A 19,135-nucleotide genomic window follows, 5' to 3' on the forward strand; every position below is an offset into this window, starting at 1 on the left:
CGGACATGCGGGCGACCCGTTGCCGCTGTGAAAACCGGGTGCCGGTAGACCCGGACATCCGCGCCACCTTCGTCGCGGTGAGCTGTCCGCCGAGATGGGGCCGGCGCAGGTGATCGGAGAGGCCAGGCCCCCGTCGTCCACTGCCCGCATACCGGACAGGACATTAGCAGGACGTCACTCGGCGTAATGAATTCGCCGGCGGCCATGCGCTGGACGGCTTCCTCGCCCGGGCGGAGGTACGGCCTGTGAAGTGCTGCGGATCTGTGAGCCTCAGCGCCGAACAGCCGGTGAAGAACCCGTGGTTGCGCGGACCGTTCCCGTCGGCGGTGCCGGAGGACACGCCGGGGCTTCGAAGACGATCTCCGCCGGTGGCGTCCTGTCAGAAGGACATCCGGACAGATGCCCTCACCTTCGACGGGGCGTGAACCGGTGTGACCTTCGTTCCGTTGACCGATCGAACGGTCGTCGTCAGGAGTGGGGAAGAGACATGGTCCATGTCGAGGGAATGAGCACCGTCCGGTTCGAGCCGGTCCGAGCGGCGCTGGCAGCACATGTGGAGTCCGGCGAGGAGCTGGGGGCGTCGATCGCCGTCGACGTTCGCGGAGTCATGGAAGTCGATCTGTGGGGTGGGCACGCCGATGAAGCGCGGACCGTTCCTTGGCACCGGGACACATTGGTCAGTCTGTGGTCGACCACCAAGACCCTGAGCAGTCTTGCGGCCCTCGTCCTCGTCGACCGGGGGGAACTGGATCTCCACCGCCCGGTGGCGGACTACTGGCCCGAATTTGCCGCTCAGGGCAAGCAGGACATCGAGGTGCGGCATGTCCTGGCGCACACATCGGGGCTCTCCGGCTGGCAGCAGCCCTTCACCATGGACGATCTGTACGACTGGCCGACCGCGAGCGCCCGTCTGGCCGCGCAGGAGCCCTGGTGGGAGCCGGGCAGCGCCGCGGGTTATCACGTGCAGACACAGGGACAGCTCGTGGGGGAGCTCGTCCGGCGGGTCAGCGGCCGCACCCTGACCGAGTTCGTCGACACGGAGATCGCCAAGCCGTTGCAGGCCGACGTGCAGATCGGTGCGCGGCAGGCCGACTGGCCGCGCATAGCCGAGCTGGTGGCCCCGTCGCAGCTCTCCGGAATCCCCGCCGGCCTCGATCCCGAGGGGATCTTCACCAAGACCTTGCTCGGAAGTCCCGCCCGGGACGAGCATGTCGACACCCCGCGCTGGCGGGGTGCGGAGCTCGGCGCAGTCAACGGACACGGCAACGCACGGGGCATGGCCCGCGCCCTCTCCGTGATCTCACGACGCGGCCAGGCGAACGGCCACCGTCTCCTCTCCGAGGAGACGGTGGAGAAGGTCCTCGACGTACAGGCAGACGGAGTCGACCTGTTCCTGGGCGTTCCCGTGCGCTGGGGCATCGGCTTCGCGCTCGCCGATCCGAGGACGATGCCGTACATGCCCACCGGAAGGGTCTGCTTCTGGGTCGGCCGGGGTGGTTCGATCGTCATGATGGACCTCGACCGCCACGTCACGTTCTCGTACACGATGAACAGACTGGGCGACGGGCTCCTCGGCTCGGAGCGCACCCACAGCTACATCAGGCATGTCTACGAAGTCCTGGACTCCACCGACTGAGGCCCGTCCGCTCCACCGTTGCGCCAGAGGCGCGGCTGTCGGCCGAACGACCTTGACGTGAGCCGGATGTCGCCTCCCCCCGTCGACGGCTGGAGAGCGTCCACTCCTCGCGCTCACGTTGCAGGGCCTTGACCAGGCCCTCGCTGTCGAGGACCTGTTTTGCGTTCAGAATCTGGGTGCGATGTCTCGAACTGCTGGTCGCGGGGAAGCAGCCCGAGCAGTGTCGAGCAGAACCTCGCACTCTGCGGGGTTTGCGGCCCGTGCGGTCACCGCACGGCGGGCTACCGCACGATCGGCCGGAGCCGGAGCCGGAGCCGGAGCCGGAGCCGGAGCCGGAGCCGGGCCGACAGCACAGCCGGATCGTCGCAAGCGAACGGATCTTTCATGAGGCGATGCGACCACGCCAGCGTGGTGACGGAAGCCTGCCGTGCTCCATTCGCCACGACAGCGAACGGGGGCCCAGAACCAAACCGGTCGGCCTATCCGGGGCCACCGGACCTGTCCGGCCCGCATCGACCCTCAATCCCTGCAAGATCACGCGGTAGTGGCTCCTGCGGTGATTGGGTCGCGGACAGTCGGCAGGCCGCCTTCGGCCAGGGCGCGGCGCCGCCGGTGGACCAGCGAGGTTACCTCGCGGTGATCACCGTTCTTCTCGAGGGCGGGGCCGATGTACCGAAGGTGCGCGCACGGCACGTCCTCGGCCGCATGCCGCGTCGCGGCCTGCAGGAGCTCCGGTCGACACGGCACGAGAGCGACTCCGGCCTTCTCCTCGGCGACCGCGGTGGCGGCGAGCCCGCGGACGACGCCGGCGAGTGGGGCGGGACCGGGCGGTGGCCTGGCCCTGGGGTCGCTGCCTTCGGCATCGGATCCGGTCCATGACTGGTCCGGGAGGTGCGGCCGAGTGACCGCTTTCCGCACCTAGCGTGACGGATCCGTACCGATGAGTGACTGATCGAGGCTGTCTTCGGGAGGGCAATTTCCCTTCCGGAAGCTGGACTTGGCGCTTTAGAAGAACCCGACCGCCTTCGGGGAATAGCTGCAATAAAGGTTCTTCGTCTGCTGGTAGTGCTCCAGCATCATCTTGTGGGTCTCGCGGCCGATGCCCGACTGCTTGTAGCCGCCGAAGGCCGCGTGGGCCGGGTAGGCGTGGTAGCAGTTCGTCCAGACGCGGCCCGCCTGGATCGCGCGGCCCGCGCGGTAGGCCGTGTTGATGTCGCGGGTCCAGACGCCGGCGCCCAGGCCGTACGCCGTGTCGTTCGCGATGCGCACCGCGTCGTCGAAGTCCTGGAACGAGGTCACCGACACCACCGGGCCGAAGATCTCCTCCTGGAAGATCCGCATGCGGTTGTCGCCCTCGAAGATGGTCGGCTGGACGTAGAAGCCGCCCGCCAGTTCGCCGCCGTGGTCGATGCGCCCGCCGCCGGTCAGGATCTTCGCGCCCTCCTGCTGGCCGATCTCCACGTAGGACAGGACCTTCTTCAGCTGCTCCGCCGAGGCCTGCGCGCCGATCATCGTGTCGGTGTCCAACGGATGCCCCGGCACGATCAGTTCGGTGCGGGCCACGGCCGCGTCGAGGAAGTCTCCGTAGCGGCCGCGCTCGATCAGGGCGCGCGAGGGGCTGGTGCACACCTCGCCCTGGTTGAGGGCGAACATCGTGAACCCTTCGAGGGCCTTGTCCCGCAGGTCGTCGTCGGCGGTCCAGATGTCGTCGAAGAAGAGGTTGGGGCTCTTTCCGCCCAACTCCAGCGTGACCGGCTTGAGGTGCTCCGCCGCGTACTGCAGGATCAGCCGCCCGGTGGAGGTCTCCCCGGTGAAAGCCACCTTCGCCACGCGCGGGCTGGACGCGAGCGGCTTGCCGGCCTCCTCGCCGAAGCCGTTGACGATGTTCACCACGCCCGGCGGCAGCAGGTCCGCGATCAGGCTCATCAGGTAGTGCACCGACACCGGGGTCTGCTCGGCCGGTTTCAGCACCACCGTGTTGCCCGCGGCCAGGGCCGGCGCCAGTTTCCACACGGCCATCAGGATGGGGAAGTTCCACGGGATGATCTGGGCGACCACCCCCAGCGGCTCGTGGAAGTGATAGGCCACCGTGTCCTCGTCGATCTGGCTGAGGGCCCCCTCCTGGGCGCGCAGCGCGCCCGCGAAGTAGCGGAACTGGTCGACGGCGAGCGGCATGTCGGCGGCCAGGGTCTCGCGGATCGGCTTGCCGTTCTCCCAGGTCTCCGCGACCGCGAGCGCCTCCAGGTTCTGCTCCATCCGGTCCGCGATGCGCAGCAGGATCGTGGAACGCTCCGTGATCGAGGTACGGCCCCACGCGGGCGCCGCGGCGTGCGCCGCGTCCAGTGCGCGCTCGACGTCCTCGGCCGTACCGCGCGCGACCTCGGTGAAGGTCTCACCGGTCACGGGGGAGGGGTTGGCGAAGTACCGTCCGAGGGCCGGCTCGACGTACTCGCCGCCGATGAAGTGGCCGTAGCGGGACGCGTACGACATGAGCGCGCCTTCGGTACCGGGCGCAGCGTAACGGGCCATGGAAGGACCTCCCCTTGCCGGGCGCCGGCCGCCGTCGGCCGGTGCTCGCCGTGAGGCTAGGGGCGGGCAGGTTGCCGGTACGTTGCACGGCCGCGCGGTGAACGGGCCGCGGACGGTGGCCGGGTGGGAGCGCCGGTGGCCTGTACGTCACCGCGCGGAGCCCCGAGCTCCGCGTCGATGGCCCGTACGCGGGCCAGCGCGGCCGTCCGGCCCGCAGCCGGGAGTACGGCGGCCAGGGCCCGCCAGACGTCGATGTCCTCCGCGCCCCACGGGCTGGACACCCAGTCGGTCAGCAGCCCCGGGTCGGCCCGCGCGATCACGGCGGCCCGAGCCTGCTCCTCGATGCGGCGCCGGAGCCGGACGATGCCGGGCGCCGTGGACGCGGGCAGCAGCGGGCCCGGGTAGCGGGCCAGCGCCGCCGAGACGGCGCCGGAGGCCAGGTGGCGGGTGACGGCCGTGAAGTCGGCCTCCAGGGGCGCCGCCGTGCGGTAGGGGCGGGAGAGCGGGGCCCGGGGGCCCAACAGGCCGCGCAGCCGTGACATTTCGGCGCGCAGGGTGACCGGTGACACCGACTCGTCCTCGTACAGGGCGATCGCCAGCTCCTCCCCCGACAAGCCCTCCGGATGGTGCGCGAGCAGCGCCATGATCTCGCTGTGCCGCCGCCCGAGCCGGACCTCACGGCCGCCCGCGCCGGTCAGCAGCGCCTCGTCGCGGCCGAGCGCGGTGAGGGAGCCGCCGGGTGGCAGGGGCGCCGGATCGAGCAGCGCGAGCCGGGCCTCCGCCGCGCACGCCACCGCCCGCACGAAGGCGAGGGAGTGCGGATGGGCCAGCCAGTCGCCCCCGGTGACGTCGACGGCGCCGAGCAGCCTTCCGGTGCGCGGATCGCGGACCGGAGCCGCCGCGCAGGTCCACGGGTGGACCCGACGGCTGAAGTGCTCGGCGCCGAAGACCTGGACCGGCTCGCCGACCGCCACCGCCGTGCCGGGGGCGTTGGTGCCCATCGCCGTCTCCGCCCAGTGGGCGCCCGGCACGAAGCCGAGGCCCTCCGCGCGCCGCATCGTGGCGGGTTCGCCCTCCACCCAGAGCAGGCTGCCCCGCGCATCGCACACCGCCAGCAGATGGGCCCCGTCCGAGGCGAAGGCGCCCACGAGGTCCCGGAACAGCGGGAGCACCCTGGCCAGGGGGTGCTGCTCCCGGTACGACCGCAGTTCCGCCCCGGCCAGCTCCACCCGGGGCGTGCACTCCGGGCTGACCCGGGCCCGGGCGCAGCGGCGCCAGGACCTCGCGATGACCGCCCGCACCGGAGCCTCGACCCGCCCGTCCTGGGTGAACGCGGCGTGGGCCCGCCGCAGTTCCCGCGTCCGCTCGGCGGGGTCGGCCCCGCCCGGCAGAGCCACCGAAGGATCGTCCATGTCACCCTCTCGCGGTGCCTTGGTACCCGGAGCGCCCCATCGTCGTACCGGCCCGACGCCCCGGCAAGCGGTACGTCGGCCAGTGCGGGATGCGGGTCGGCCGGTCCCCGCCGGTGCGCCCCCGGGCCGGGAGCTCCTACTCCTCCGGGTCCTCCGGGTCCAGCGCGGCCAGCGCCGCCGCCGGGTCCGTGGACGGCGGGCCCGCCGGGAGCCAGTGGTCCGCCGCCCGGCGGTACGGCCACCAGCGGCCCTCGCGGCCCAGCCGGAGCTGGCGGTCACCGCCCGGTTCCGTCCAGCGGGACCGGACCCGGCGGAACACCGGGGCGGAAGCGCCGGCCCCGGCGTCCGCACCGTCCGCCCCGTCGGGCCAGGCCGATGCCAGGGCGGCCCGGGCCCGGGCGAGCGACGCCCGGTCCGGGGTCCAGTCCTCCTCCAGCACCTCGACGGCCTGTGCCCCGCCGAAGCCCCAGGCGAGTACGGCCCGGTCCATGGCGGCCCGGTCCCTGTCGGAAGCCGCCGACAGGCGGGAGCGGACCCGAAGGTCGTGGGCCTCCGCCGTGAGCCGTACGGCGTCGTGAGCGGTCGTGGGCACGGGCTGCGGGGCACGCTCCGCGTGGGCCGGAGCGAGCGCTTCCGCGAGCAGCCGGTACGCCTCCGTCGCGGCCGCCTGCGCCAGGAACTCCACCCCGTCCACGTCCAGGCCCGGCGGCTCCGTCCCCGACTCCGTGTCCAGCGTCGGAGGCTGGCCCGGCGCGTCCGGCAGCGCCGCGGGCGGGGGCAGCGGGGGCAGGGCGGAAGCCGCCGCGTAGACCTCGGAGGCCGGAACACCGACGTCGGCGGCGGATACCGGAGCATCCGCTTCCGCCGTGCTGCGCTCCTCCAGCTCGGCCACCAGCCCGGCCTCCGCCCGCCCGCGCAGCAGCAACAGCACGAAGGGGTCCTGGTCCAGCAGCCGCGCCACCTGGTAGCAGAGCGCCGCCGTGTGCGGGCAGTGGTCCCACTCCTCGCAGTCGCAGCGCGGGTCGAGGTCGCCGATCCCGGGCAGCAGCTCCACCCCGGCCGCCGCCGCGTCCTCCACCAGCTCCGGAGGCACCTCCCGGTCGAGCAGCGCCGCGATGTGGCCGGACTCGGCGGCCGCCATGCCGAGCAGCCGGTCCCATTCCGCTTCCGTGAACTCCTGCACCAGCACATCGGTCCGGTGCGCCGTCCCGTCCGGATCGCGCACCACGGCCGTCAGCCCGCCCGGCCGTACGGACACGGCCCCGACGGCGCCCGAACGCGCGTACCGCCGGCCCTGCTTGACCTGCTGACCGTCGAGCGCGCTGTCCTCCAGGGCGCGCAGCCAGGCATGCCCCCACCAAGTGCGGGCGAAGGCGCGGCCCGGGGCGGGCGGGAGCGGCGGGAACGTCTTCTCGTACGGGTCCTTCGCGTACGGGTCCTTCGCGTTCATCCGTGTCACTCCCCGGAGGCGGTCGGGCGGAGCGCGACCAGTTCGGCCAGCTCCGCGTCGCTCAGTTCGGTCAGCGCGGCCTCGCCGCCCGCGAGGACGGCGTCGGCCAGGGCCCTTTTGCGTTCCAGGAGTTCGGCGATCCGGTCCTCGACGGTGCCTTCGGCGATGATGCGGTGGACCTGGACGGGCTGGGTCTGGCCGATGCGGTAGGCGCGGTCGGTGGCCTGTTCCTCGACGGCGGGGTTCCACCAGCGGTCGTAGTGGATGACGTGTCCGGCGCGGGTGAGGTTGAGGCCGGTGCCCGCGGCCTTGAGGGAGAGCAGGAACACGGGGACCTCGCCCGCCTGGAAGCGGTCCACGAGCTCCTCGCGGCGCGGCACGGGCGTCCCCCCGTACAGCAGTTGGGAGGCGATCCCGCGCGCGGTGAGATGGCGTACGATGATGCGGGCCATCGTCACGTACTGGGTGAAGACCAGGACCGAGCCGCCCTCGGCCAGGATCGTGTCGAGCAGCTCGTCGAGGAGCTCCAGCTTCCCGGAGGCCGCCCCGGCGGACTCCTTCGGGCCGTGCTGCTCCTTCGTGTACTGGGCGGGGTGGTTGCAGATCTGCTTGAGCGAGGTGAGCAGTTTGACGACGAGCCCGCGGCGCTCCATCCCGTCCGCCGCGGCGATCGCGGCGAGGGTCTCGCGCACGACCGCCTCGTACAGCCCGGCCTGTTCACGGGTCAGCGACACCGCGTGGTCGGTCTCGGTCTTCGGCGGCAGCTCGGGCGCGATCCCGGGGTCGGACTTCTTGCGGCGCAGCAGGAACGGCCTGACGAGCGCACCGAGCCGGGCCGCCGCCCGCGGGTCGCGGCCGCTTTCGACCGGCTCGGCGTAGCGCGTGCGGAAGGTGCCGAGGCGGCCGAGGAGGCCGGGCGTGGTCCAGTCGAGGACGGCCCACAGCTCGGACAGGTTGTTCTCGACCGGGGTGCCCGTGAGGGCGACACGGGCCGCCGACGGGATGGTGCGCAGGGCCTTGGCGGTAGAGGAGCGCGGGTTCTTGACGTGCTGGGCCTCGTCCGCGACGACCATGCCCCAGCGCACGGCGGCGAGTCGGGGCGCGTCCAGGCGCATGGTGCCGTAGGTGGTGAGGACGAATCCCCCGGCGGGTCGGCCGGCCGTCCCTTCGAGGTCGCGGTCGGGGCCGTGGAAGCGGCGCACCGGCGTGCCGGGGGCGAACTTCTCGATCTCACGCTGCCAGTTGCCGAGCAGCGAGGCCGGGCAGACCACCAGCGTCGGGCCCTCGTGCCCGTGCTCCTGGCGGTGCAGGTGCAGGGCGATCAGCGTGACGGTCTTGCCGAGGCCCATGTCGTCGGCGAGGCAGGCGCCGAAGCCGAGCCCGGTGAGGCGGGCGAGCCAGCGCAGGCCGCGGAGCTGGTAGTCGCGCAGAGTGGCGCGGAGGGCGGCCGGGGCTTGTACGTCGGCCTGCGCGTGAGCCTGTACGTCGGCCTGCGCGTCGGAGTGCTCCGGGCCGGAGTGCCCAGGTGCGGGGTGCTCGGGTGCGGGGTGCTCGGGGTCGGCCGTGAGGAGCGTGCGGAGCCGTTCCAGCGGACCGGTGGCCTCTACGTCGTACCGCGTGCCCCCGAGCTCCGCGGAGCCGGTCAGTACGGCTGCCAGCGCGTCGGCGGCCGTCACCTCGCGGTTCTCGCGGGCCAGGGCCCGGGCCCGGCGGGCCGCGGCCGGATCGATCAGGACCCACTGGTCGCGCAGCCGGACCAGGGGCCGCTTCGCCTCGGCGAGCCGGTCCAGTTCATCGGCGGTCAGATCGCCCTGCCCGCTCAGGGCGTAGCGCCAGCCGACGGGGTGCGCGGAGGCGGCGGAGAGCGACCCCGGGAGCCCCGACAGGCCCGGCAGGTCGGAGCCGGTGGCGGGCCGGCCCACAACGGCCCGCGCGGTGAGCGTACGGGCGAGCCCGCGCGGCCAGTGCACCTGCACCCCGTCGGCCGCCAGGGCGCCGGCGGCCTCCCCGAGCAGCTCCGCGACCTCCTCGTCGGCGAGGTTCACCGCGTCGGGGACGGCGGCGCCGAGCAGCGGCGCGAGCGGCGGCCACAGGCGGGCGGCGCGGCGCAGGGCCCGGAGGGCGTCCAGGCGGGCACCGGGCGGGAAGGCGGCCGCGGCGGGTCCGGACCCGGCCCAGACGTCGGCTGCGTCCGCGACGAGCGCGGCGTCCGCGAGGCCGTGCATCTGCAGGACGGCGCGGAAGGCGGCGGGCCGGGCGTCCGGGTCCACCTCGATGCGGAGCGAGACGCGCACCCCGGCGTCGTGCCCGGCCGCGACCTCCGCGGCCCAGTCGCGCAGTTCGGGGTGGAGCTGCGGCGGGCGGGCGGCGTAGGCGGAGCCACCGGCGGCGGCGGGCGCGGCGGGGGAGCGGGGCAGGGTGTCGGCGACGGCGTCGAGGAAGGCGCGCAGCAGCGGCTCCGGGGCGGGCAGCCGCGGCGGGACGGCGAGGTCACGATCCCCGGCGGTGCCGGTGCCGGTGCCGGTGCCGGTGTCGGCCCTGCCGTCGCCACCGGCGGCACCGTCGCCGAGGTCGACCGGTACGCAGTGCGCGTCGGGCGGCATGGCCGCCGCCAGCTCCCGGACCTCCTCCAGATCGGCGGCGTCCAGCGGCCCGAGCCGCCAGGCGTCGTACCCGGCGGGGCTCAGCCCGGGCAGCAGCAGCCCGCGGGCGGCGAAGCGCAGGGCCAGCAGGGTGGCGGCGCCCCAGAAGGGCGCGGCTCCGGCCGATGCGGCGGACCGGACCCGGGTGAGCAGCGGCAGGGCTTCGGTGAGGGGCAGCACGAGGGCCGGCACCGTGGTGCGCAGCAGGTCGGGCGTGACGATGGTGAGTTGCTCGGGGGCGCCCCGGCCGCCGAGGTGGAGGCTTTCGGCCGGGTCGGGCCGCCAGAAGGCGATCCGGCCCTCGCGGGCCGGCTCGGCGGGGAGGAAGACGGCGGAGCAGGGGATGAGGCCGGAGATCGTTGGGAGCACGCATTCCTCAAACTTGACTACCGGATACGGAGTGGCCGAGAGTAACCCACCGGCGGCCGCCCCGGCCCGCGGCGACGCGGTGACCCGGGTCACGTCCTCGGCCGTTCGCGCGAGCGGGCGTGCGCGAGCCGCCGTGCACGAGCCGACGTACGCGAGCTGCCGTGCGCGAGCCGCCGTGCACGAGCGGAACGGAAAAAGAGGAGCCGGGAACGCGGGGCCCGGAGCGCGCGTTGTGTGAGGTAGTGGCCGACGGAGAAAGAGGGTGCCGCAGATGTCCACGAGCGGAAAGATCGCGGTTGCCGGTGTGGTGGCAGCCATTGCACTGTTCTGGACGGTCGGGTTCTGGGCCGGACTGCTGGTCCTGATCGGCGTTCCGGTAGCCGCCTACCTGCTGTTGGACTCCTCCCAGCGTCGTAGGCTGCGGGGTATATCCAGGAAGCAGATCGGCCGCTGACGGCGGCAGGGGGGCCAACCATGAGCACGGCGAGCACGGCAGGTGCGGCGATCACGGCGCAGGTCGCGGCGGTCAGCAGCAACGGGGTCTACTCGTTCACCAAGCCCACGCGCGAGAGCATCACGCTCCTCGAAGGGCTCGGGGTGGAGGGCGACGTCCACGCCGGGGTCACGGTCAAGCACCGTTCCCGCGTGGCCCAGGACCCCACGCAGCCGAACCTCCGGCAGGTGCACCTGATCCACCGGGAGCTCTTCGAGGAGGTCGCCGAGGCCGGTCACCAGGTCGAGCCGGGCCAGCTCGGGGAGAACGTCACCACCGAAGGCATAGACCTGCTCGCCCTGCCGACCGGCACGCTGCTGCGCCTCGGTGCGGACGCGGTGGTCGAGGTGACCGGGCTGCGCAATCCGTGCCTGCAGATCGACAACTTCCAGAACGGACTGCTCAAGCAGGTGGTGGGCCGGGACGACGAGGGCAACGTGCTCCGCAAGGCCGGAATCATGGGCGTGGTCCACCGGGGTGGCATCATCCAGCCCGGCGACACCATCGAGGTCACCCTGCCGCCGACGCCCCACATCCCCCTCGACCGGGTCTGACCGCTCAGCCGAGCCACGCGCGCAGACGCTCGCTGAGCACCACGTCGTGGGGCAGCCGATCCAGCTCGTGGGCAGCCACGTCCACGCCCTGCTCCCCGAGGACGCCGGCCAGGTAGCCCCAGTGTCCGGCGGCCATCTGCTCCTGCGTCATGTCGTCGAACGGCTCGTCCGGTCCCACCACCGTCCGGGCCGTCTCCTCGATGTCCTCGGGGGAGGTCAGCGCAGGAATGCCCGAAGGGCCCGAGCTGCTCCAGCCGCGATCGTCGAGCAACACCACGCTGCGGCCGTCCGCGAGGACGGCCTCCAGCCGTGCCGACACCGACAACTGCCGAGCGTTCGTGGCGCCGACGTGGAGATCGGTGTACGTGACCAAACGGGTCACCGAGGTCATGCCGCACTCCTGTCGGCTCGCCCAACGTGCTCACGGAGTCTCGGACCCTACACGCGGAGCCCCGCCCCACCCCGCGCGACTCAGTAGTAGTCCCGCATCAGCTCCGTCGCCCACTCCGGCTGGCGGTGCTCGCCGCGCGGGCCGAACTCCGTCATGTACGGCTTGAGGTCGAGCACCGGCGTGCCCGCGACCGCGTCCAGCCCCTCCACGTGCAACTCCGGGCCGTCCGCCGCCAGTACGTCCACCTTCAGGACGCGACAGCGCGAGAGGCCCAGCCGGTTGGGCCGGTTCTTGCCGCGCTGGGCGAAGATGCCGACGAGCGGCCAGTCCGGATTGCCCCGGGGGCGCCGCGCGCCCGTCTCGATCCTGTCCTGCGCGACCCGGTCGAAGTGGAAGACCACCTCGACGTGCGAGAAGTCCTCCAGCCCGTACAGGGCTTCCGGACCGAACCGCTCCCGGTCCAGGCGGATCACCGCCGTCTCCCGCCCCCAGTCGTCGTCGACGACCTCCGAGCGGCCGCCCACCACCATGCCCACCGGGACCACTTCCACCGGATCCATCAGCGCGTCCTCCCCCTCATGCCCAGCCCGTCCATCGCACACCCCGCACGCGGCTCACCCACGCCGCGCCACACCGCACCCCAGCCGGCCCCGCCCTGCCACGCCCCGATCAGGCGGGCCGCACGGCCACCCGGTCCAGCGCCGCCAGCAGCTCCGACAGCTCCGGAAGCTCCCCCTGGGCCTCGTGCGGTACGGCCAGCACCTCGCTCGGCTCCTCGTCGAGCAGGACGAAGGCGGCCCCGTCGGTGCGGGCCACCAGCGACCACCCCGGCCCGTCGACGCGCAGCGTCCGCGCCTCGTCGCCCGCGAAGGAGGACCGCACCCTGCCGGGCGGCGGCGGGCTCTGCGTGTACGCCAGGGCCTCCTCCAAGGCCCGCGCCAGCCCCGGGTGCGCGGCCGCCGCGGCCCCGCCGTCCGTGGCCACGCGCTCGCTCCAGTCGGCCCACTCCCGGGCGATCTGGTCGGCGCCCATCCGCCGCTGCACCGGTCCCCAGGTCTCGGCCGACGGCGGGGCCAGCGGCACCCGCCCCGTGCCGTCCGCACCCTGCTCGGGATCGTGCGGATCGGGTATCCCGGCCGTGGCCACCGCGAGCGCCAGCGGCCAGCCCGCCAGCGAGACCACGATGGACCGTTCGTCGGGGGACAGGTCGTATTCCATCCCGCAGTCCCACGAGGCGATGGCCATGGCCACGAGCGAGACGTCGTCGACCACGACCGTCCAGCGCGCGCCCTCCTCGTCCTGCCCCAGCACCAGGCCGTACCCGGCGGCCGCCGGCGGCACGCCGAGCAGCGAGCAGGCCTCGGGGTAGTCGTCACCCAGGATGCTCGGGAACTGCGCGGGGGTCAGCAGCACGGCGGTCAGCACGTACAGCGACCCGCCGTCCTCCTCTTCGGACACGTGGCCTCCCGGTCGTTCTCTCGTCGGCGCACCCTAACCAGCGAGTAACCACCGCGTCGAGAGCTGGCGGGAGGCGATTTCCAAGCCCGCCACCTGCACGGAGCGTCTGCCGCCCGCCCCGGTGTGCGCAGGTGCACGGCCGGTGCGCAGCCCGTGCCCGGCTCGGGCGGATGCCCCGTACGGCACCCGTACCGGCCGGCCGGAGGTCCGGCTCAACCTCCGGGCCGGTCCGGACGGGCTCCGCGGGCTCCGGGCACGTGGCCGACGTAAAGGATTCTTCGGCCGTGATCAGGGGGTGCGGACCGCCAGCGCGAGGAAGCGGGAGTCCTCGTCGGCGTACGAGGTCATCCGCCAGCCCGAACCGGCCAGCAGCGGGCCGAGGTTCTGCTCGGCGCGCATGTCGTCCGGGGTCAGTTCGCGGCCGTGGCGCGCCGCGAGGGCCGCCCGCCCGATCGGGTGGAACAGTGCGAGCCGGCCGCCGGGGCGGACCACCCGGGCGAGCTCGCGCAAGTTGGCCCCGGGGTCGGGCAGATGGGCGATGAGACCGGCGGCGAACACGGCGTCCAGCACCCCGTCGCGCAGCGGCAGCCGGGCCACGTCCGCGAGCAGCAGGGCGCCCTCCGCGTCCCGGCCGGCCTCGTGCGCGGCGGCCAGCATCTGCGGGGTGACATCGGCGCCGAGCACCGTTCCCGACGGTCCGACGGCCGCGCGGAGCGCGGTCAGCGCCCGCCCGGTGCCACAGCCCGCGTCGAGCACCCGGTCGCCGGGACGCAGTCCGAACTCGCCGACGGCGGTCGCGAAGGCGGGCCCGTCGCCGGGGAACTTGCGGTCCCAGCCGGCCGCGCGCGCCCCGAAGAACTCCTGGACGTGGCCACGGTCCCGGGTCTGGTCCCGGGGTCGGTCCCGGTTCTGGTCCTGTGTGCGGTCTTCGCTCATGTGCCCATGATCCCTCACCGGGGTTCCGGCACATGCCTGCGGAACGTGTGCAAGGTGGTACGTGGCGTGATCGAAGATGAACGTATCTCTGTCATATTCCAGCAGTTCCAGTGGCTTTCGAAATGCTGCCCGTGTTCGCTCCCTCACCCGGACTAGCTTCCGTGGCCATGGGACACCTGGACCACGCCGCCTATGGCTGGCTTACCCCCGCGCTGTCATACGTGATGGCTTCGATCGGCGCCGCCCTCGGCCTGCGCTGCACCGTTCGCGCGCTCGCCGCGACGACCGGAACCTCCCGCCGCAACTGGCTCCTCACGGCGGCCTCGGCCATCGGCACCGGGATCTGGACGATGCACTTCGTCGCCATGCTCGGCTTCCACGTCACCGGGACCGAGATCCGCTACAACGTGCCGCTGACCATCCTCAGCCTCCTCGTCGCGATGATCGTCGTCGGCGCCGGCGTCTTCGCGGTCGGCTACGGGAAGGACCGCGGCCGGTCACTCGTCATCGGCGGCCTCACCACCGGCCTCGGCGTCGCCAGCATGCACTACCTCGGCATGGCGGCCCTGCGCCTGCACGGATCGGTCTCCTACGAGCCGCTCACCGTCGGGCTCTCCGTCGCCATCGCGGTCGTCGCGGCCACGGCCGCGCTGTGGGCGGCCCTCAACATCAAGTCCCCGGTGGCCGTCGCCGTCGCCTCGCTCGTGATGGGCGGCGCCGTCAGCAGCATGCACTACACCGGCATGCTCGCGGTCGCCGTCGAGGTCACCCCCTCGGACGCGGCCCTGCCGGGCGCCACCGCCATGCAGTTCATCTTCCCGCTCGCCGTCGGCCTCGGCTCCTACCTCTTCATCACCTCCGCGTTCGTCGCCCTCTCACCGACCGCCGACGAGCGGGAGGCCTCCGCGATGGCCTCCGCCGACCTGCGCCTGGGAGAGCGGGCCGCCACCGCACCCACCGGCTGAGGCCCCGCCGCCCGGCCGCCGCCTCCATGCCACCGCCCCCGCCACCACCCCCGCGACCGTCACGTACGTGCGCACCGCCCGGAACGAGGAGCCCATGCGCAGACCCCGCAGAACACCGGAAGCAGCGGCGTCGCGGCCGCCCGCGCCCGCGCCGGCGGGTGGCCGCGGCAAGGGGCCGGGCCGCCGGGCGCACGCCGGACCGCCCGCCGAGGAGCCCGTGGAGCGCGCCGTCTCCGACGTGCTCGGGGCGATACCCGGCGGGGGCGGTGGCCGCGGGCCGCGCCTGCGGCTGCGCCCCGCCACCGTCCGAGCGAAGATCGTCTCGCTGCTGATGGTGCCGGTGGTCTCCCTGCTCGCCCTCTGGGCCTTCGCGACCGTGGACGCGGCCCAGGACGTCGCCCGCCTCAGCCGCGCCCAGCGCGTCGACCGGGAGCTCCGGGCACCGGTCGAGGCCGCCGTCACCGCCCTGCAGGCCGAACGCCGCACGGCCGTACGGCTGCTGGCCGACCCCACCGCCGGCCAGGCGGCCGCAGCCCAGGCACCCGGCCAGGCCGCCGCCCTGGACGAGCAGGCGCGCCGCACGGACGGTGCCGTACGGGCCCTGCGGCTAGGCGACCGCAACACCGTGGCCGACTCCGGCGACTACCGCACCGACATCGTCGTCCGGCTGCGCGACTTCGTCGCCGCAGCCGAGGGACTGGGCCCGGCGCGCAAGGACGTCGCCGGGCACCGGGCCACCCCGGAAGCGGCGTACGAGACGTACACCCGGGTGATCGACGCGGCACTGGAGGTCGGCGGGGCCCTCTCCGGAGGAGGCCAGGACGCCGAACTGGGCGTCGACGCCCGGGTCCTGCTGGAGTTCGCGCGGGCCGGGGAACAGCTGTCGCGGGAGGACGCCCTGCTGACGGTGTCGGGGCCGCGCACCGGCGAAACGCTTCGCCGGCTGACCGGGGCGGTCGAGACCCGCCGGGCCCTGACCGCCACCGCGGCCCGGGACCTGCCCGGCGCACAGCAGGACGCCTGGCAGTCCGTGGCCAAGAGCGCCGCCTACGCCGACCTCACCGGGGCCGAGGACCGGGCGCTGGCCGCCGCGGCCGGTACCGGCGCCGCCGGCCCGCCCCCCGGCTGGGAGGCGGCCTACACCTCCGTCGCCGGCTCGATGCGGGAGATCACGGACGCCGCCCACGCCGCAGCCGCCGACCGCACCGACCCGTTCGGCGCGGGTGCGCTGAGTCCCGCCGGAGCCGCCGTCCTCCTGGGCCTGGCGGCCGTGGCCGCCTCGCTCGTCATCTCGGTCCGCATCGGCCGGGCCCTCGTCGTCGAACTGGTTTCGCTGCGCAACACCGCGCTGGAGATCGCCCACCGCAAACTCCCGCAGGCCATGGACCGGTTGCGGGCCGGGCAGGACATCGACGTGGCCGCCGAAACCCCGCGGGGACCGGCCGCCGACGACGAGATCGCCCAGGTCGGCGAGGCACTGGCCACGGTCCACCGGGCCGCGCTCAGCGCCGCCGTCGAACGCGCCGAACTGGCCAGCGGCGTGAGCGGGGTCTTCGTCAACCTCGCCCGTCGCAGCCAGGTCCTGGTGCACAAGCAGCTCACCCTGCTCGACTCGATGGAGCGCCGCGCAGACGACCCGAACGAGCTCGGCGACCTGTTCCGCCTCGACCACCTCACCACCCGGATGCGGCGGCACGCGGAAAGCCTGATCATCCTCTCGGGCGCCGCTCCCGGACGTGCCTGGCGGATGCCGATCCCGCTGACGAACGTCGTACGGGCCGCCGTCTCCGAGATCGAGGACTACCCGCGCGTCGAGGTCCGCCAGCTCGCCGAGGCCGCCGTCGTCGGCGGAGCCGTCGCCGACCTCACCCACCTGCTGGCCGAACTCATCGAGAACGCCACCCAGTTCTCTCCGCCCCACACCAAGGTCCGGGTGAGCGGAGAGCCCGTGGGCGCCGGCTACGTCCTGGAGGTGGAGGACCGCGGACTCGGCATGGGCCGCGAATCCCTCCAGGAGGCCAACCGGCGCATCGAGCAGTCCGAGGCCCTCGACCTCTTCGACAGCGACCGGCTCGGGCTCTTCGTGGTCAGCCGCCTCTCGGCCCGCCACGGTGTGAAGGTGCACCTGCGCATGTCACCGTACGGCGGCACCACCGCGGTGGTGCTGCTCCCCAACTCCCTGCTCCAGGGCGCCCTGACGGCAGCCCCCCCGCACCCCGAGGAGGAGCACGGCGCAGCTCCGGCCCCGGTCCCGGCCCCCGTGCCGTCGCCGGAACCGGTCGCCGAACCGGTCCGGGAGCGGTACCGGGAGCCGTCCCAGACCATCAGCGTCGTACGGGACGACGTGCGCGGGGTCCCGGTCCCGGACCGGAGCCCCGTGCGCGAGGAGCCCCGCCCCTCCCCGGTGGCCCCGCTGCGGCCGCGCGGCTCCGCGGGCGCGGTTCCCCGTACGCCCGCCCCGGCGGTCGCGGCGGCCTCCTCGGGCCCATCGGCCCCCTCGGGTCCGGCCGGCCCGGGCCCGGCCGCGTCGGTCACCGAACTGCCGCGCCGCGTCCGGCAGGCGAGCCTCGTCCCGCAGCTGCGCGAGGCCCCCGCTCCCAAGGCCCCGGCCGGGGTCCGGGGAGCGGAGGCACCGCCCGGCCGCAGCCCCGAGCAGGCGCGCGAGCGGATGGCGGCGTACCGGGCGGGCTGGGTGCGGGGCACGCAGGCGAGCGGCGGAGCCGGCGCGGACGGTCCGGGCCGCGCGGGCGACGCGGACGGCATGGGCGGCACAGGCAGTACTGGCGAAGGCGAAGGAGCACGGTGATGATCGAACATCAGAGGATCGACCTCGACGGCGTCCGCAGGTCGGGCGAACTCGACTGGCTCCTGGACGACCTCGTGGTCCGGGTGCGCGAGGTACGGCACGCCGTGGTCCTGTCCAACGACGGCCTGGCGGTGGGCGCTTCCAGCGCGCTCAGCCGGGAGGACGCCGAGCACCTGGCGGCCGTGGCCTCCGGCTTCCACAGCCTGGCCAAGGGCGCGGGCCGGCACTTCCACGCCGGGGGCGTGCGCCAGACGATGGTGGAGATGGACGAGGGCTTCCTCTTCGTGGCGGCCGCCGGAGACGGCTCCTGCCTGGCCGTGCTCAGCGGGGCCGGCGCCGACATGGGGCTCATCGCCTACGAGATGGCCCGGCTGGTCAAGCGGGTCGGCGAGCACCTGTACACCCCGGCACGGTTCGCGGCGCGCCCGCCGGCCGCCGGTTGAGGGCGGCGGCCTTGAGCACGAACGGCCGGTGGTACGACGCCGACGCGGGCCCGCTCGTCCGTCCGTACGCCATGACCGGCGGGCGCACGAAGCCGGGACCCCACGGGGTCCGCTTCGACCTGATCGCGCTGGTGGCCGTGGACCCGGCGGGAACGGACGAGGCGGCCGAGTCGCTGCTGGGGCCGGAGCACCGGGCGTTGCTCGGCCTGTGCCGGGACGAAACCCAGTCGGTGGCCGAACTCGCGGCGGACGCGGACCTGCCCGTGGGCGTGGTGCGCGTACTGCTCGGGGACCTGCTGGAGGCCGGGCACGTCAAGGTCAGCCGGCCGGTGCCGCCCGCACAGCTGCCGGACGAGCGGATTCTGCGTGAAGTCATCGAGGGATTGCGAGCGCTGTGATGGGACTGCACGACAACGGGCCTGCGCCCGCCGCCGGGGGCGGCGAGGAACTGGCCGCGCTCGCGCTGAAGATACTCGTGGCGGGCGGCTTCGGCGTCGGCAAGACGACCCTGGTCGGCTCGGTCAGCGAGATCCGGCCGCTGCGCACGGAGGAACTGCTCAGCGAGGCCGGGGAGCTGGTCGACGACACGGGAGGGGTCGACCAGAAGACGACCACCACCGTGGCGATGGACTTCGGGCGGATCACGATCAGGTCGGGGCTGTCGCTGTACCTGTTCGGGACCCCGGGGCAGGACCGGTTCTGGTTCCTGTGGGACGAGTTGTCCCAGGGGGCGCTGGGCGCGGTGGTCCTCGCCGACACGCGGCGGCTGGAGGACTGCTTCCCGGCGGTCGACTACTTCGAGCACCGGAAGATCCCGTTCGTGGTGGCCGTCAACTGCTTCGCGAACGCGCGGCGGTACGCCTCGAACGAGGTCGCGCGGGCGCTGGACCTGGATCAGGGGACGCCGGTGGTGCTGTGCGACGCACGGGACAAGGACTCGGGGAAGGAAGTGCTGATCCGGCTGGTGGAGTACGCGGGACGGGTGCACACGGCGCGGTTGCTGGAGTCGGTGGAGCCGCGGGCCGATTCGGTGTGAACCGGCCCGCGGCGG

16 protein-coding genes are annotated in these 19,135 nt (G+C 73.7%); 8 read left to right on the top strand and 8 right to left on the bottom strand.

Features of this window, described 5'->3' with window-relative positions:
• Nucleotides 1-487 precede the first annotated feature (487 nt).
• Nucleotides 488-1,636 (top strand): serine hydrolase, encoded by a 1,149-nt coding sequence (locus tag OG898_RS26560; RefSeq protein WP_250745013.1) that lies wholly within the window; start codon nucleotides 488-490, stop codon nucleotides 1,634-1,636.
• Nucleotides 1,637-2,641: 1,005 nt separating this feature from the next.
• On the opposite strand, the gene OG898_RS26565 is transcribed toward OG898_RS26560, so the two are convergent.
• From OG898_RS26565 to OG898_RS26580, 4 genes are all read right to left on the bottom strand, one after another.
• Entirely contained in the window at nucleotides 2,642-4,165 is a 1,524-nt protein-coding gene (locus OG898_RS26565; protein ID WP_266959654.1) for an aldehyde dehydrogenase family protein, read from the bottom strand.
• 56 nt (nucleotides 4,166-4,221) lie between these two features.
• Nucleotides 4,222-5,577 (bottom strand): GAF domain-containing protein, encoded by a 1,356-nt coding sequence (locus tag OG898_RS26570; protein ID WP_250745022.1) that lies wholly within the window; start codon nucleotides 5,575-5,577, stop codon nucleotides 4,222-4,224.
• Nucleotides 5,578-5,713: 136 nt separating this feature from the next.
• Nucleotides 5,714-7,027 carry an SWF or SNF family helicase gene (locus OG898_RS26575; protein ID WP_266959656.1) on the bottom strand — a complete coding sequence of 438 codons (1,314 nt, stop codon included), beginning with the start codon at nucleotides 7,025-7,027 and terminating at the stop codon, nucleotides 5,714-5,716.
• Between the two features lie 5 nt (nucleotides 7,028-7,032).
• Complete coding sequence (locus tag OG898_RS26580; RefSeq protein WP_266959658.1) at nucleotides 7,033-10,038, bottom strand: DEAD/DEAH box helicase; 3,006 nt, start codon at nucleotides 10,036-10,038, stop codon at nucleotides 7,033-7,035.
• 271 nt (nucleotides 10,039-10,309) lie between these two features.
• Here OG898_RS26580 and OG898_RS26585 point away from each other — a divergent pair, with 271 nt between their 5' ends.
• The gene (locus tag OG898_RS26585) at nucleotides 10,310-10,492 is read left to right on the top strand and encodes a hypothetical protein (RefSeq protein WP_250745025.1); all 183 of its coding nucleotides are present in this window, start codon (nucleotides 10,310-10,312) and stop codon (nucleotides 10,490-10,492) included.
• Nucleotides 10,493-10,512: 20 nt separating this feature from the next.
• Complete coding sequence (locus tag OG898_RS26590) at nucleotides 10,513-11,085, top strand: MOSC domain-containing protein (protein ID WP_266959661.1); 573 nt, start codon at nucleotides 10,513-10,515, stop codon at nucleotides 11,083-11,085.
• 4 nt (nucleotides 11,086-11,089) lie between these two features.
• Here the strand turns inward: OG898_RS26590 and OG898_RS26595 are convergent, their stop codons facing one another.
• From OG898_RS26595 to OG898_RS26610, 4 genes are all read right to left on the bottom strand, one after another.
• On the bottom strand, nucleotides 11,090-11,476 hold the full coding sequence (locus tag OG898_RS26595) for a hypothetical protein (protein ID WP_266959663.1): 387 nt from the start codon (nucleotides 11,474-11,476) through the stop codon (nucleotides 11,090-11,092).
• A gap of 80 nt (nucleotides 11,477-11,556) precedes the next feature.
• Complete coding sequence (locus OG898_RS26600; protein WP_250745028.1) at nucleotides 11,557-12,036, bottom strand: SAM-dependent methyltransferase; 480 nt, start codon at nucleotides 12,034-12,036, stop codon at nucleotides 11,557-11,559.
• A gap of 109 nt (nucleotides 12,037-12,145) precedes the next feature.
• A complete protein-coding gene (locus tag OG898_RS26605) occupies nucleotides 12,146-12,934 on the bottom strand; it encodes a hypothetical protein (RefSeq protein ID WP_250745029.1) in 789 nt (262 codons plus the stop codon).
• 288 nt (nucleotides 12,935-13,222) lie between these two features.
• Nucleotides 13,223-13,870 (bottom strand): class I SAM-dependent methyltransferase, encoded by a 648-nt coding sequence (locus OG898_RS26610; protein WP_250745030.1) that lies wholly within the window; start codon nucleotides 13,868-13,870, stop codon nucleotides 13,223-13,225.
• Between the two features lie 167 nt (nucleotides 13,871-14,037).
• On the opposite strand from OG898_RS26610, the gene OG898_RS26615 reads away from it, so the two are divergent.
• The 5 genes from OG898_RS26615 to OG898_RS26635 all read left to right on the top strand — a co-directional run bounded on the left by OG898_RS26615 (nucleotide 14,038) and on the right by OG898_RS26635 (nucleotide 19,120).
• On the top strand, nucleotides 14,038-14,835 hold the full coding sequence (locus tag OG898_RS26615; protein WP_250745031.1) for an MHYT domain-containing protein: 798 nt from the start codon (nucleotides 14,038-14,040) through the stop codon (nucleotides 14,833-14,835).
• A gap of 94 nt (nucleotides 14,836-14,929) precedes the next feature.
• Complete coding sequence (locus OG898_RS26620) at nucleotides 14,930-17,641, top strand: nitrate- and nitrite sensing domain-containing protein (protein ID WP_266959666.1); 2,712 nt, start codon at nucleotides 14,930-14,932, stop codon at nucleotides 17,639-17,641.
• A complete protein-coding gene (locus OG898_RS26625) occupies nucleotides 17,641-18,084 on the top strand; it encodes a roadblock/LC7 domain-containing protein (RefSeq protein ID WP_243340590.1) in 444 nt (147 codons plus the stop codon). The genes OG898_RS26620 and OG898_RS26625 overlap by 1 nt, the downstream gene beginning before the upstream one ends.
• 11 nt (nucleotides 18,085-18,095) lie before the next feature.
• A complete protein-coding gene (locus tag OG898_RS26630; protein ID WP_274547500.1) occupies nucleotides 18,096-18,482 on the top strand; it encodes a DUF742 domain-containing protein in 387 nt (128 codons plus the stop codon).
• Nucleotides 18,482-19,120 (top strand): ATP/GTP-binding protein, encoded by a 639-nt coding sequence (locus OG898_RS26635; protein WP_250745033.1) that lies wholly within the window; start codon nucleotides 18,482-18,484, stop codon nucleotides 19,118-19,120. The genes OG898_RS26630 and OG898_RS26635 overlap by 1 nt, the downstream gene beginning before the upstream one ends.
• The last annotated feature ends 15 nt before the right edge of the window (nucleotides 19,121-19,135 follow it).

Source organism: Streptomyces sp. NBC_00193 (assembly GCF_026342735.1).
Taxonomy (GTDB): Bacteria; Actinomycetota; Actinomycetes; order Streptomycetales; family Streptomycetaceae; genus Streptomyces; species Streptomyces stoeckheimensis.

What these genes read in the sequence shown, in the direction of transcription:
- OG898_RS26560 (WP_250745013.1), top strand. Translation starts at nt 488, where the DNA reads ATGGTCCATGTCGAGGGAATGAGCACCGTCCGGTTCGAGCCGGTCCGA.
- OG898_RS26565 (WP_266959654.1), bottom strand. Translation starts at nt 4,165, where the DNA reads ATGGCCCGTTACGCTGCGCCCGGTACCGAAGGCGCGCTCATGTCGTAC.
- OG898_RS26570 (WP_250745022.1), bottom strand. Translation starts at nt 5,577, where the DNA reads ATGGACGATCCTTCGGTGGCTCTGCCGGGCGGGGCCGACCCCGCCGAG.
- OG898_RS26575 (WP_266959656.1), bottom strand. Translation starts at nt 7,027, where the DNA reads ATGAACGCGAAGGACCCGTACGCGAAGGACCCGTACGAGAAGACGTTC.
- OG898_RS26585 (WP_250745025.1), top strand. Translation starts at nt 10,310, where the DNA reads ATGTCCACGAGCGGAAAGATCGCGGTTGCCGGTGTGGTGGCAGCCATT.
- OG898_RS26590 (WP_266959661.1), top strand. Translation starts at nt 10,513, where the DNA reads ATGAGCACGGCGAGCACGGCAGGTGCGGCGATCACGGCGCAGGTCGCG.
- OG898_RS26595 (WP_266959663.1), bottom strand. Translation starts at nt 11,476, where the DNA reads ATGACCTCGGTGACCCGTTTGGTCACGTACACCGATCTCCACGTCGGC.
- OG898_RS26600 (WP_250745028.1), bottom strand. Translation starts at nt 12,036, where the DNA reads ATGGATCCGGTGGAAGTGGTCCCGGTGGGCATGGTGGTGGGCGGCCGC.
- OG898_RS26610 (WP_250745030.1), bottom strand. Translation starts at nt 13,870, where the DNA reads ATGAGCGAAGACCGCACACAGGACCAGAACCGGGACCGACCCCGGGAC.
- OG898_RS26615 (WP_250745031.1), top strand. Translation starts at nt 14,038, where the DNA reads ATGGGACACCTGGACCACGCCGCCTATGGCTGGCTTACCCCCGCGCTG.
- OG898_RS26620 (WP_266959666.1), top strand. Translation starts at nt 14,930, where the DNA reads ATGCGCAGACCCCGCAGAACACCGGAAGCAGCGGCGTCGCGGCCGCCC.
- OG898_RS26625 (WP_243340590.1), top strand. Translation starts at nt 17,641, where the DNA reads ATGATCGAACATCAGAGGATCGACCTCGACGGCGTCCGCAGGTCGGGC.
- OG898_RS26635 (WP_250745033.1), top strand. Translation starts at nt 18,482, where the DNA reads ATGGGACTGCACGACAACGGGCCTGCGCCCGCCGCCGGGGGCGGCGAG.